The sequence below is a fragment of the Amycolatopsis nivea genome, from assembly GCF_004522235.1.
GTDB lineage: Bacteria > Actinomycetota > Actinomycetes > Mycobacteriales > Pseudonocardiaceae > Amycolatopsis > Amycolatopsis nivea.
This window is the reverse complement of the sequence record NZ_SDLT01000034.1, coordinates 70,958-84,670: the sequence shown is the minus strand read 5'-3', so window position 1 is coordinate 84,670 and position 13,713 is coordinate 70,958. Positions and strand designations below refer to the sequence as shown.

Genomic DNA, 13,713 nt, shown 5'->3' with positions numbered 1-13,713 from the left:
CCTCGTCCGCACACCGGTTTCTCACCGGGAGAGGCATAGGTTGGGAACCGTGTCTCGTCGCAGGGGGATAGCCCCGTTCCTCGGATTGTGCGTGCTGGCCGGGATTCTCGTCGCGGGCACGCTCGCCCCGGTCGCGATCGGCGCCGGCGTGCTGTCCAACCAGGTCAGCGATTCGGTCGACGCCATTTCCGCCGATCTCGTGCACGCGGAGCCGCCGCTCGTCACCACGGTCACCGACCGGAACGGCGGGACGATCGCGACTTTGTACTCGCAGTACCGCATTCCGGTCACTCCGGCGCAGATCTCCCCGGCGATGAAAGCCGCGATCGTCGACATCGAAGACCGCCGGTTCTACAGCGAGGGCGGCGTCGACCCGCAGGGCATGCTGCGCGCCGCGGTGCACAACAGTTCCGGCGGGAACCTGCAAGGCGCGTCCACGCTCACGCAGCAATACGTGAAGAACTACCTCGTGAACGTCGTGGACCGCAACGACAAGGCGGCGCAGCAACGGGATCAGGAGGATTCGCTGGCACGCAAGCTGCGCGAGGCGAAGATGGCCGTGCAGCTGGCGCAGACCGTGTCCAAGGACGACATCCTCGCCGACTACCTGAACGTGGTCGAATACACCGGCACGGTGTACGGCGTCGGCGCCGCCGCGCAGGCGTATTTCGGGACGACTGCGGACAAACTGACCGTGCCGCAGGCAGCGCTGCTCGCCGGGATGGTGAACAACCCCAACATCTACAACCCGTACACGCATCCGGACAAGGCGCTCCAACGGCGCAATCTGGTGATCGATTCGATGGTGCAGGCGCATTCGATCCCGGCGTCCTACGGGGCGACCGCGAAGGCGACCCCGCTGGGCCTCAGCGGTGCGCGGCCGCAGGCGCCGGCGAGCACGTGCCTCGGCGCGGCTCCCGATGCCGGGTTCTTCTGCGCGTACGCGGTGCGCTATCTCGTGCAGTCCGGGCTCACCGTCGACCAGATCGACACCGGCGGATACACCGTGAAGACCACCATGGACCCGCACGTGAGCCAGGTGACGAAGGACGCGGTCAACGCGAACGTGCCGACCACGCAGGACGGGGTCGCCAACACGTTCGCGGTCGTGCAGCCCGGGGGCGACGGGCACCAGGTGCTCGCGATGGTCGCGAACCGCAACTACGGCACCGATCCCGACCAGGGCGAGACGTCCACGAACATCGTGGCCGACGCGAGCAACAAGTTCGGCGCGGGCTCGTCGTTCAAGATCTTCACCTCGGCCGCGGCGATGGTCGCCGGGAAGGCGGGCCTGAACACGCCGCTGCCGAACCCGTTCAGCGACTGTTTCAACCCGCCCAACATGAACCGGTACACGCACTGCTATCCGGTGAGCAACGACGGCACGAGCTACCCGAACCCGATCACGCTGGCCGCCGGGCTCGCGACGTCGCCGAACGTCGCGTTCGTCGGCTTGGAATCGCAGGTGGGCATGCCCGCGGTGCTGGACATGGCGCGGAAACTGGGCCTGCGCAACACGATGGCGACCAACGACGCGGGCAGCAAGCCGATCACCGACCCGTCGGACGCGCGGTCGAAGAACCCGCAGTACAACGAACCGCAGTCGCAGTATTTCCAGAACCTGCTGTCGTTCACCCTGGGCAACAGCCCGGTGAGCCCGCTGGAGATGGCGAACGTCTCGGCCACCCTGATGAGCGGCGGGATGTGGTGCCCGCCCGACCCGATCCTGTCCGTCACCGACCGCCACGGCCAGCCGGTCGCGCTGCACCAGCAGGCATGCGAACAGGTGATCCCGCCCGGCGTCGCGAACACGCTGGAGGCGGGGCTGAGCCAGGACACCACCATCGGCACGTCCGCCCGCGCGGCCCAGTCGGCGGGCTGGACCCACCCGGACATCGGCAAGACCGGAACCACGCAGGAAAGCGAATCCGTCGCGTTCGTCGGCGGAGTCGACCACTACGCGGTGTCGTCCATGGTCTTCGCCGACGGCCCCCACCCCCAGGAAATCTGCCCCGGCACCCCAGTCCACCTGGGCAACTGCGGCCACGGCGCCTTCGGCGGCACGGTCGCCGCGCCGCCGTACTTCGCCGCGATGAACCAACTGCTGGCCGGACAGCCGGACGTCCCGATCCCGCCCCCGGACCCGGCCTACCTGGACGCGCACGCCTGAGCCGCCTGGGTTTCGCCGTGCGGGGAACCCTGATTCGCTCCGCGGGTTCCCCGCACGGGCTTCTCGCGGAGCATCGGCGGCCCTCCGAAACTCGTCCCCGGAACGAGGTGATCACCCCTGTCCCGACGACCCGACCGGTCCGCCCAGTCGCTGGAGCAAATCGAAACGCTGACCGGGGCGACCCTCCCGCCGACGCGACCAGGCTGATCGAGACCGTGCATCGCTTGCGGCGCAAGCCCATCGGCCTGCTCACGGCCGAAGACCTCCGCCTCCTGCTCGGCCAGGACGTCGGCGCGCCGATCCTCCTGCCGCGCGCGCTGGCGATGCTGGAGCACGACCCCCTCTGCGAAGGCGACCTCTACCCCGGCGATCTGCTCGCGTCGACACTGCGCATCCCGCCGTCCCACTGGCACGCCCGCCCGGACCACCTCGAGCGGCTCGAACGCGTCCTCGCCGCGCTCGACACGACCGCCGAGGACTTCGACTTCCTCCTCCGCGAGCCCATCGCCAAGTTCCGCGAGCAACTCGGTTCCTGATCGGCGCGGTCCGCCGCACTCCGGCACGAAGCCCGCACCTTCCACGGGGGCCGCACCGACGGCGCAGCCCGCCAACCCCATCCCGACTGCACTCCGTACCCCCGCGAGCGGCTCCGTTCCTGATCGGCACGATCCGCCACACTCCGGCACCAAGCCCGCACCCACCACGGGGGCCGCACCGACGGCGCAGCCCGCCAACCCCGCCCCGACTGCGCTCCGTGCCCCCGCGAGCGCCGTCCGATGTTGCGTCTTCCTGACGGTCGTAAAACGTATTACAGTAGCTGGACGCGTGAATGGCCGTCGTCTGAATTGGGGGCACGTGGTGCAGCTCCAGCCGAGTGCGCATGTCGACACGTTCTGCCGGGACCACCTCCCGCCGTTCGAGCAGTGGCCGCGGTTGTGGTTCGACCTGCCCGAACTGCAGTACCCCGACCGGCTCAACGCGGCCACGCGCCTGCTCGACGACACGATCGCGCGCTGGGGAGCCGACCGTCCCGCGTTGCTCTCCCCCACCGAATCCTGGTCCTACGGCGACCTGCTGACGCGCGCCAACCAGATCGCCCACGAGCTCACCGCGCAGGGCGTCGTACCTGGGAACCGCGTGCTGCTGCGCGGGCCGAACACCCCGTGGCTCGCCGCGTGTTGGCTGGGCGTGCTGAAAGCCGGCGCGGTCGCCGTCGCCACCATGCCGATGCTGCGCGCGCACGAACTGTCGAAAATCATCGAGGCGAGCACGCCCGTCATCGCCCTGTGCGACCACCGGTATCCCGAGGAACTGCAGTCCTTCGACCTCCCCCTGGTGCCCTACGGCGGCGACAGCCCCGACGACCTGGCCGCCCGCTGCGCCGCCCGTCCCGCGACCTTCGAGGACGTCGACACCGCCGCGGACGACGTCGCTCTCCTCGCCTTCACCTCCGGCACCACCGGCCGTCCCAAGGCGACCATGCACTTCCACCGCGACCTGCTCGCCATCGCCGACACGTTCTCCCGGCACCTGGTGAAACCCCAGGAAACCGACCTGTTCTGCGGCACTCCCCCGCTGGCGTTCACGTTCGGCCTCGGCGGCCTGCTGGTCTTCCCGCTGCACGCCGGCGCCGCGACGCTGCTCATCGAGCGCGCCACCCCGACCGAACTCGCCGACCTCGTCGCCGAGCATCACGTAACAGTCCTGTTCACCGCGCCCACCGCGTACCGCGCGATCCTGGCCTCCGACCGCCGCCCGCTGTTGTCCGGCTTGCGCCGCGCGGTATCGGCGGGCGAGGCGCTGCCGGAATCCGTCGCGACCGACTTCCACGAGGCCACCGGCCACTGGCTCATCGACGGCATCGGCAGCACCGAAATGCTGCACGTCTTCATCTCCGCCGCCGACGAGGACGCCCGTCCCGGCGCGACCGGCCGCGTCGTCCCCGGCTACCGGGCACAGATCGTCGACGACAACGGAAACCCCGTCCCCGACGGCACCCCCGGCCGCCTGGCCGTCCAAGGCCCGACCGGCTGCCGCTACCTCGCCGACGACCGGCAGACCGTCTTCGTCGAGGACGGCTGGAACCTCACCGGCGACACCTACGTCCGCGACTCCGACGGCTACTTCCACTACCGCGCCCGCAGCGACGACATGATCGTCTCGTCCGGCTACAACATCGCCGGGCCCGAGGTGGAAGAAGTGCTGCTGCGCCACCCGGATGTGCTGGAATGCGCGGTCGTCGCGGCCCCGGACGACGCGCGCGGCTCGATCGTCGCCGCTTACGTGGTCCTCAACGAGGGCGTCGCCGGCGACGACGCGAAGGTGAAGGAACTGCAGGACTTCGCGAAATCCCTTGCCGCGCCGTACAAATACCCGCGACGGGTGGAGTTCATCCCGGACCTGCCGCGCAACCCGAGCGGTAAGGTGCAGCGATACCTGCTGCGCCGCCGCGCGGCCGAACCGGTGAGCTGACTTCGGAAGCGGTCGTCCTTACTGGACCGGCCCTCAGCCGCCAGCGTCGCCGGTGCCGACCGCCCTCCAAACCGGACCCCATCGACCGGGGAACTGGGTCCGTCAGAGCTTCCAGCCGAGCGTGACCACCGTGCCATCCGCGCCGGTCCGCACGTCCGCTTGGTCCGCCGTCGCCTGCACCAGCAGCAACCCGCGCCCGCGCACCGACACCGGGTCGTCCTCGGCCTCGTCCGGCGGACGCCATTCCCCGTGGTCGGCGATCACGACCTCGACGCTGTCCGGCCGGCACACCGCGTCGAGGTCCACCAACCCAGGTTCCCCCGGATAGGCGTGGTCCGCGACGTTCGCCAGCGCCTCGTACCCGGCCAGCACGATGTCGTGCGCGCGATCGTCCGGGATGCCGGACTCCAGCGCCCAAGCCAGCAACCGGTGCCGCAGCGCCCGCAGCGCCCCCGGTTCGGCCACGATCCCGTGGCAGCTCAGCGCGCGGGTGTCCTCCTGCACGTCCATCGTCAGCCGCCCGCTCCGGCGACCCCGGCCAGCGCCTGGTCGACCGAGGGGAACAGCGAGATCCACTCGTCGAGGCCGGTGGTCGTGAACGGCCGCGACGTGATCGAAGACGTGCTCACGACCCGCAACGCGCCCGCGTCGAGCTTGCGGTGCGCGCCGGCCAGCACCTGCAGCCCGGACGAGCTGAGAAAATCGACCGCACGCAGGTCGACCACCAGCACGCCGGGCTCGCGCTCGAGCACCCCGCCCACGAACTCGCCGAGTTCGGGCGCGGTGACCAGATCGATCTCCCCGCCCACGGTCACCACCGCGGCCGGCCCCCGCCACCGGACGGATACCTCGAGGTCTCCCGCGTCCTGCCCGTCTCCCGAAGCCACGATCACCGATCGTGCCCGATCGGAGGACGAATCGCCAGTGGACCACCGGACGGGGGCACCACGATCCCTCCGCCCGGCCCCGCCCACACTCCCCCATCGGCGGGGCCCGGTGGGGGCCAGTCGCGGGGGACGGCACGTCAACGGTGGGGTGGGCTGGACGCGGCGATGCGGAACTGGCCGCATGCGGCGGCTCTTCACCCGACCGGCGTCGGCCCGGCAAAACTCCTCGCCCGACTGCCCCAGCTCGACAACGGCCCTTCGCCCGACCGACCTCAGCCCAGCAAAACTCCTCGCCCAACGGCCCCCAGCTCAGCAACGACCCTTCCGCCGACCGGCCTCAGCCCGGCAAACTCCTCACCCGGCTGCCCCCGGCTCGGCAACGGCCCTTCGCCCGACATGTCCCCATGGGGTTTTCTCCGCGGTGGGCCGAAGTTCCCGCCCCAGCCGACGGACCCGGCGCGCGTTGCCGACGTCCGTGAGGGCCACCCTCACGGAATCTGATTCCCTCGGGGTGGCCCTCACGGACCTCCACCGAGCGGAGCCGCGCAGCCCGGCTCGCCAGCAGGTGCTCCGCATCGCCCTGGCAAGCGCCGCTACCGCGACCCCGCCGCAAACCACGCGGCAGAGATGGCCCCAACGCCACATTGGGTGCGTTCCACGCACCCAATGTGGCGTTCGGTGCGTCAGACGCACCCAATGCCGCATTGGGGCACCAAAGAGAACCGGAAAAAGCGCAACGGGCTTCGGCCGACCAGGTGCCCGCCTCACCGTCGATCACCCGGCGAATATCCGTCGCACGACGCGCCCGCAACCAGGCCAGATCAGCTGCCGAGCGGCACTTCCGTCCTCAGGCGAACGTCCGGATCAGCCGCCGCCCAGTCCCACGCCCAGCAGCGCCCTGCGTCCAAGAGAACCGATCTGGATCAGCCGCCGCCCAGTCGCGCCCTGCGCTCAAGCGAACCGGTCCGGATCAGCGCCCGCTCAGCGGCGTTCCCGCGCTCAGGCGAAAGTCCAGCCCAGTCCCCCGTCCAGCAGCGCCCTGCACTCAAGAGAACCGGTCCAGATCAACCGCCGCCCAGCAACGCCCCCGCCCTCAAGCGAACCGATCCGCATCCGCCGCCGCCCACTCCTCCGCCCAGTCGCGAGGCGGCTCCGCCAGCAACTGCCCTGGTTCCAACCACTCGTACCACTCCGCGTACGACAGCACCGTCCGCGGATCCACCCGGCGGCGCAGCAACCTCGGCGACAGCTCCGCCGGGTCCGAGACCCCCATCGCCGCCATGATGCGCATCGCCGAGGCGACCGTCGCCTCCTGGTATCGCCGCACTCGCTCGGTCTTGTCGCCCACGTCCAGCGCCCGTCCCCGGCGCGGGTCCTGCGTCGCCACCCCGACCGGGCACTTGTTCGTGTGGCACCGCTGCGACTGGATGCATCCCACCGCGAACATCATCGCCCGGGCGGCGTTCGTGTAGTCCGCGCCCTGGATCAGCCGCTTCACCACGTCCGCCCCGGTCGCGACCTTTCCGCTCGCCCCGAGCCGGATGCGGTCCCGCAGACCGGTGCCGACCAGTGCATTGTGGACAATGTGCAGACCCTCGGTGAGCGGCGTGCCAAGGTGATCCGCGAACTCCAGCGGGGCGGCACCGGTACCGCCTTCAGCGCCGTCGACCACGATGAAGTCCGGCGTGACCCCTTCGGCCAGCATCGCCTTGCACACCGCCAGCACCTGCACCCGCGAGCCGACGCACAGCTTGAACCCGGTCGGTTTCCCACCGGCCAACTCGCGCATCCGGGCGATGAACTGCACCAGTTCACGCGGCGTCGAGAATACCCGGTGATACGGCGGGGAAACGACCGTTTCTCCCATGGGAACCTCGCGCACCCGGGCGATTTCCGCATTAACCTTGGTACCCGGAAGGACACCGCCCATACCGGGCTTTGCGCCTTGCGAAAGTTTCAGGGAAACGCATTTCACTGCGTCGTGTGCGGCTTTGTCGGCGAAGGTCGACGGGTCGAAATCTCCGTCCGAGGTTCGGCAGCCGAAGTAGCCGGTGCCGATTTCCCAGATCAGGTCGCCGCCGCCCCGCAGGTGATACTCCGACAAGCCGCCTTCGCCGGTGTCGTGGGCGAAACCGGCGTGGGCGGCACCTTGGTTCAGTGCGAGGATCGCGTTGCTGGACAAGGAACCAAAGCTCATCGCGGACACATTCAGCAACGCCATCTCGTACGGCTTCGTACAGTCCGGCCCGCCGACCCGGACTCGCGGCGCGTGATCCGGAACCGGCACCGGCGCGAGAGACGGGACGAGGAATTCGTATCCCTCGGCGTACACGTCGCGCTCGGTGCCGAATGGTTCTTCCGCGGCCGTGCCCTTGGCGCGCTGGTAGACAATGGACCGGACGTCGCGGTCGTAGGGGCGGCCATCGAAGTTGCGTTCCACAAAGTACTGCTGCAATTCCGGCCGGATGCTTTCGAGCAGGAACCGCAGGTGCCCGAGCACCGGATAGTTCCGCAGCACCGAATGCCGCCGCTGGATCACGTCGTACACCCCGGTCGCCGCGAGCAGCAGCAACGGTCCTGCCAGGAACCACCACCAGGGCGACACCGTCGCGCTGAGCACTGCCGCGCCGGCCGCGAGCACGACCAGTCCCGCGACCAGTCCGAATCGGACCACACTGAGTCTTGCCACGGCGTCGAAACTAAACCCAGCGGCCACGACGTGCAGGTCGGCTAGACCAGCGCGGGCTTTTCGACAACCGGAGCCAGTCGCTTCGAGCGGACGGCGAGGACGATCAGCACCGCCGGGAACAGCAGGTCGCAGACCAGGACGCCGCCGGTGTTGCCCGGCGCGTGGTCGCCGTTGGCGAACCACTGGTACACGTGGCCGATCAGCGCGCCCCACAGGAACATCCCGGCGCCGAGGCCGATGGTGATCCGCTCCCGGGCGGTGGCCGACCACGAGGCGGCGCGGAAGCCCATCACCGCGAGCCCGAGGTTGGCGAACGCGATCTCGAACTGGAACGGCGAGCGGGCGAACCCGATCGTGTCGGCCATCACGCCCGGCATGCCGAGGAAGGCGAAGACCATCCACAGGCTGCCGCAGCCGAGCGCGGCGACGGCCCACCACCGCTGCCAGGTTTCGAGCCTGGCCTGCGGCGAAGGGCTCTTCCGGGTGCGGATCAGTGCGCCGGCGACCGCGATCAGCGGCCAGATCAGGGGGAACAGGGTCTGAGCGACGTAAGGGATCTCCATGCCGATGAGTCTTGCATAGTTAATATTAACCAGTCAACACTCCTGGTAGGCTCGCTCCCGTGGACGACGGACTTGCCGAAGCGCTTCATCGAGTGGTGTACCTGCTGGGCGAAGCCGCGCGGAAACGCGCGGACGACTCAGCCGGGCTGACCTACAGCCAGCTGCGCCTGCTGGGCACAGTGGACGACATCGAACCCGCGACGCAGCATCAGCTCGCGCAGGCGATGTCGGTGTCCGACCCGGCGATCAGCCGCGCGCTGCGCCCGCTGGAATCAGCCGGGCTCGTCCAGGTGCGCCAAGACCCCGACCACGCCCGACGACGGCTGGTCACGCTCACCGACGCGGGCCGCAGAGCCTTCCACGACACCGGGAAACCGCTCCGGGACGAGTTCCGGGAGGCCTTGCTGAAGGCGGGCTTTCCGTACGAGCAGTACCTGCGCGACACCGAGCGGCTCGCCGAACTGCTGTCCTGAAGCATCTCCGGGAACGGCCGCTTTCAGAGATGCCGTGAGGGGAACCCTGAGCGAATCAGATCCCCTCACGCACCTCGACGCCCGTCACCCAAGGGCCACGGCGAAACGCGGCTCAGTAAGCCAGATTGGGCCGCAGCCACCGCTCCACTTCGGACAGTTCCTCGCCGCGCCGGGCCGCGTAGTCTTCCATCTGGTCGCGGCCCAGGCGGCCGACCGTGAAGTACCGCGATTCCGGGTGCGCGAAGATCAGCCCGCTCACCGCGGCGGCCGGGGTCATCGCGTACGACTCGGTCAGCCCGATCCCCAGCTCGTCGGCGCCCAGCAGCTCGAACAGGTCCTTCTTCTCGCTGTGGTCCGGGCTCGCCGGGTAGCCGAGCGCCGGGCGGATGCCGCGGAAGCGTTCCGCGTGCAGGTCCGCGAGGTCCGGCTGCACGTCCGGCTCGAACCAGCGGCGGCGGGCTTCCAGGTGCAGGTACTCGGCGAACGCCTCGGCCAGCCGGTCGGCCAGCGCCTTCACCATGATCGCCCGGTAGTCGTCGTGTTCGGCTTCATAGCGGGCCGCCAGGTCCTCCGCGCCGTGGATCCCGACCGCGAACCCGCCCAGGTGGTCGCCGGAACCGGCGGGGGCGATGTAGTCGGCGAGGCACCGGTTCGCGCGGCCGTCCGGCTTCTGCGTCTGCTGGCGCAGCATCGGGAACTTCCAGTCCGAGTACTCGCCGTCGAGCAGGATGTCGTCGCCCTCGGAATGCGCGGGCCAGAACGCGTACGCGCCGCGCGCGGTGAACGAGCCGTTCTCGATGATCTCGTCCAGCAGCTGGTTCGCGTCGTCGAACAGCTCGCGCGCGACCGGCTGGTCGAGGATCGCCGGGTACTTGCCCTTGAGTTCCCAGGCCAGGAACAGGAACTGCCAGTCGATCATCTCGCGCAGCTCGGGAATCGACGGCTCGACCACGCGCACGCCGGTGAACTCCGGCGTCGGGATCTCGTCGAACGACACCTTCTCGGCGTTGGCGCGGGCTTGCTGAAGAGTGAGCATCGGCGTCGAGTGCCGGTTTTCGTGCTGGATCCGCAGCCGCTGCTGCTCCGCGCGGTTGGCGGTGTCCAGCGCGTCCGCGCGGTCGGTGTCTAGCAGGTCGGACACCACGCCGACCACTCGCGACGCGTCGAGCACGTGCACCGTCGTGTGGTCGTACGCCGGGGCGATCTTGACCGCGGTGTGCTGCTTCGACGTGGTGGCACCGCCGATCAGCAGCGGCAGCTTCAGCCCGCGCCGCTGCATTTCCTGCGCGACCGACACCATCTCGTCCAGCGACGGCGTGATCAGCCCGGACAGCCCGACGACGTCCGCGTGCTCGGCGACCGCGGTGTCGAGGATCTGCGCCGCGGGCACCATCACGCCGAGGTCGATCACCTCGTAGTTGTTGCAGCCCAGCACGACGCCGACGATGTTCTTGCCGATGTCGTGCACGTCGCCCTTCACCGTGGCGAGCACGACCTTGCCCTGGCCGCGGGTGGTCTCGAAGCGGCCCTCGGCCTGCAGTTTGGCCTTCTCCGCCTCCATGTACGGCTCGAGGTAGGCCACCGACCGCTTCATCACCCGCGCGCTCTTCACGACCTGCGGCAGGAACATCTTCCCGGAGCCGAACAGGTCGCCGACGATCTTCATGCCGTCCATCAGCGGGCCCTCGATGACCTCGAGCGGCCGGTCGAACTCCTGCCGGGCCTCCTCGGTGTCGTCCTCGATGAAGTCCACGATGCCGTGCACCAGCGCGTGCGAAAGCCGTTCCGCCACCGGGTTTTCCCGCCAGGACAGGTCGACCACGCGCTTGGTCCCGCTGCCCTTGACCGTCTCGGCGAATTCCACGAGCCGGTCGGTGGCGTCCTCGCGGCGGTCGAACAGGACGTCCTCGACGAGTTCCAGCAGGTCCTTCGGGATGTCCTCGTACACCGCGAGCTGGCCGGCGTTGACGATGCCCATGTCGAGCCCGGCGCGCACGGCGTGGAACAGGAACGCCGAGTGCATCGCCTCGCGCACGACGTTGTTGCCGCGGAAGGAGAACGACAGGTTCGAGATGCCGCCGGAGGTGTGCGCGCCCGGACAGCGTTCCTTGATCAGCGGCAGCGCCTCGATGAACGCCTTCGCGTAGCCGTTGTGCTCGCTGATGCCGGTGGCGACGGCGAGCACGTTCGGGTCGAAAATGATGTCCTCGCCCGCGAAACCGGCCTCGCGGGTGAGCAGATCGTAGGCGCGGGAACAGATTTCGACCTTGCGCTCGACCGTGTCGGCCTGGCCCTTCTCGTCGAAGGCCATCACCACGACGCCGGCGCCGTAGTCGTGGATGCGCCGCGCCTGCTCCAGGAACGGGCCCTCGCCCTCCTTGAGGCTGATCGAGTTGACCACGCCCTTGCCCTGCACGCAGCGGAGCCCGGCCTCCAGCACGCTCCAGCGCGAGCTGTCGATCATCACCGGGATGCGCGCGACCTCGGGCTCGGTGGCGATGAGGTTGAGGAACGTCGTCATCTCCTGCTCGGATTCGAGCAGGTCGGCGTCGAAGTTGACGTCGAGCAGGTTCGCGCCGCCGCGGACCTGCTCCAGCGCGACGTCCACCGCCGCCTGGTGGTCGCCCGCCTCGATCAGCCTGCGGAACTTCGCCGAGCCGGTGACGTTGGTGCGCTCGCCGATCATCACGAACCCGGTGTCCGCGCCGATCTTGAACGGTTCGAGGCCGGAGAACCGCGTGCTCGACTCGTGCGCGGGCACCGGACGCGGCGGCAGGCCCTTGACGGCCTCGGCGATCTTCGCGATGTGCGCGGGCGAGGTGCCGCAGCAGCCGCCGACGATGTTGACCATCCCGGCCCCGGCGAACTCGCCGAGCATGCCGCCGGTTTCCTCGGGCGTCTGGTCGTAGCCGCCGAAGGCGTTGGGCAGGCCCGCGTTCGGGTGGCACGCGGTGTAGGTGTCGGCGAGCTTCGACAGTTCCTCCACGTGCGGGCGCATTTCCGCGGCGCCGAGCGAACAGTTGACGCCGACGACCATCGGGCGCGCGTGCGCGACGGAGGTCCAGAACGCCTCGACGGTCTGGCCGGACAGCGTGCGCCCGGACAGGTCGACGATGGTCACCGAGATCCACAGCGGCAGGTGCGGCGCGACCTCGCGGGCCGCGGTGATCGCGGCCTTGCAGTTGAGGGTGTCGAAGATGGTCTCGATCATCAGCAGGTCGACGCCGCCGTCGGCGAGCGCCTTGATCTGCTCGGCGTAGGCGGCCTTGACCTCTTCGTAGGTGACCGCGCGGAACGCCGGGTCCTCGACGCGCGGCGAGAGCGACAGCGTGACGTTGAGCGGGCCGATCGACCCGGCCACGAAGCGGTCGCCGAACTCGTCGGCGGCCTGGCGCGCAAGTTCCGCGGCGCGCAGGTTCATCTCGCGCACCCGGTCCTGGAGGCCGTAGTCGGCCTGGCCGATGCTGGTGGCGGTGAACGTGTTGGTGGTGGTGATGTCCGCGCCCGCGGCGAGGTACTGGCGGTGCACGTCGAGCACGACGTCCGGCCGCGTGAGGTTCAGCAGGTCCGGGTCGCCGGTGACGTCCTTCTCGTGGCCCTCGAGCCAGTCCGCCCGGTAGTCCTCGGGAGCGAGACCGGCCCCCTGCAGCATCGTGCCCCAGGCCCCGTCGAGCACGACGACGCGCTGGTCGAGCAGGTTCCGCAGGTTCTGGGTCATCGCCACCTCCGCATGAGTTCACGGAGGCGCCCTTGGATGGTGGTACCGGCCGAGCGTGGCGGACCACCGGTCCGTTGCAGCGCCTCTCGACCTGGTGGTCAAGACTACCGGATGTGCCCAGCCCCCGGGCAGGTGTGTTCACTCCTCGGGATTCGAGCGGTCCTCGAGCGGGCTGCCCCGCCACTTCCAGCCGGTCCGCCGGGGCCGTCCGCGCAGGGCGATCCGCCCGGCGCACCAGCGCAGCGCGTCCCAAGCGTCGGGAATCGGCTCCTGCTCGGGGAAAAGCCGCGCGACGACGCGGGCGCAGGTGCCGCGCGGCGGGTCGATCGCGACGCCGAGGCCCTGCGCGATGTCGTCCCCGTGCAGCAGCAGTTCCACGCAGCCCATCGCGGCGAAACCGGCCGGATCCGAGCGGCCGGTCGGGTGGTAGGCGCGCTCGTCCGGTCGGCTGCTCCGGACCGCGGCGGCGAGCAAATGCCCACCGGTGAGCGCGAATTCGAGCAGTTCGGCCGGGGACGCGTCGGCGTCGGTTTTGGCGAGGAAGCGCACGTAGCGGTCGGCCGGTCGGCTCGCGACCTGCGCGGCGTAGGACAGGAGCGTGTCGCCGAGGTGCTCCGCGGTGTAGCGGCAATCCCACTCGAGATCGCCTGCCGGACGCGTCCAGTCGCCGCCGGTGACGGGCTCGAGAGCAGCGGACACGCAGGTGAGGGCTTCGTCGAGGTCTTCGGCGCGGACGGTCAT

General features: G+C 69.7%; 10 protein-coding genes and 1 riboswitch. Of the genes, 4 read left to right on the top strand and 6 right to left on the bottom strand.

Features of this window, described 5'->3' with window-relative positions:
- Positions 1 to 40 precede the first annotated feature (40 nt).
- From EIZ44_RS32295 to EIZ44_RS32285, 3 genes are all read left to right on the top strand, one after another.
- The gene (locus EIZ44_RS32295; protein ID WP_205673379.1) at positions 41 to 2,170 is read left to right on the top strand and encodes a transglycosylase domain-containing protein; all 2,130 of its coding nucleotides are present in this window, start codon (positions 41 to 43) and stop codon (positions 2,168 to 2,170) included.
- Between the two features lie 224 nt (positions 2,171 to 2,394).
- Complete coding sequence (locus EIZ44_RS32290; RefSeq protein WP_240691476.1) at positions 2,395 to 2,706, top strand: contact-dependent growth inhibition system immunity protein; 312 nt, start codon at positions 2,395 to 2,397, stop codon at positions 2,704 to 2,706.
- 322 nt (positions 2,707 to 3,028) lie between these two features.
- Entirely contained in the window at positions 3,029 to 4,642 is a 1,614-nt protein-coding gene (locus EIZ44_RS32285) for an AMP-binding protein (protein ID WP_134663618.1), read from the top strand.
- A 102-nt stretch (positions 4,643 to 4,744) separates the two neighbouring features.
- Here the strand turns inward: EIZ44_RS32285 and EIZ44_RS32280 are convergent, their stop codons facing one another.
- From EIZ44_RS32280 to EIZ44_RS32260, 4 genes are all read right to left on the bottom strand, one after another.
- Positions 4,745 to 5,152, bottom strand: coding sequence for an ATP-binding protein (locus tag EIZ44_RS32280; protein ID WP_037818767.1), 408 nt, complete (start codon positions 5,150 to 5,152; stop codon positions 4,745 to 4,747).
- Positions 5,153 to 5,154: 2 nt separating this feature from the next.
- On the bottom strand, positions 5,155 to 5,529 hold the full coding sequence (locus EIZ44_RS32275) for an STAS domain-containing protein (RefSeq protein WP_051172419.1): 375 nt from the start codon (positions 5,527 to 5,529) through the stop codon (positions 5,155 to 5,157).
- A 1,093-nt stretch (positions 5,530 to 6,622) separates the two neighbouring features.
- Positions 6,623 to 8,218 (bottom strand): FMN-binding glutamate synthase family protein, encoded by a 1,596-nt coding sequence (locus EIZ44_RS32265; protein ID WP_338081100.1) that lies wholly within the window; start codon positions 8,216 to 8,218, stop codon positions 6,623 to 6,625.
- Positions 8,219 to 8,259: 41 nt separating this feature from the next.
- Positions 8,260 to 8,781, bottom strand: a complete 522-nt coding sequence (locus EIZ44_RS32260; RefSeq protein WP_134732913.1) for a DUF6790 family protein — start codon at positions 8,779 to 8,781, stop codon at positions 8,260 to 8,262.
- 59 nt (positions 8,782 to 8,840) lie between these two features.
- Here EIZ44_RS32260 and EIZ44_RS32255 point away from each other — a divergent pair, with 59 nt between their 5' ends.
- A complete protein-coding gene (locus EIZ44_RS32255; RefSeq protein WP_037818764.1) occupies positions 8,841 to 9,254 on the top strand; it encodes a MarR family winged helix-turn-helix transcriptional regulator in 414 nt (137 codons plus the stop codon).
- Positions 9,255 to 9,366: 112 nt separating this feature from the next.
- Here the strand turns inward: EIZ44_RS32255 and metH are convergent, their stop codons facing one another.
- Positions 9,367 to 12,972 (bottom strand): methionine synthase, encoded by a 3,606-nt coding sequence (metH, locus tag EIZ44_RS32250; protein WP_134732911.1) that lies wholly within the window; start codon positions 12,970 to 12,972, stop codon positions 9,367 to 9,369.
- Positions 12,973 to 12,989: 17 nt separating this feature from the next.
- Positions 12,990 to 13,066, bottom strand: a riboswitch (S-adenosyl-L-homocysteine riboswitch).
- 44 nt (positions 13,067 to 13,110) lie between these two features.
- A complete protein-coding gene (locus tag EIZ44_RS32245) occupies positions 13,111 to 13,713 on the bottom strand; it encodes a maleylpyruvate isomerase N-terminal domain-containing protein (RefSeq protein WP_134732909.1) in 603 nt (200 codons plus the stop codon).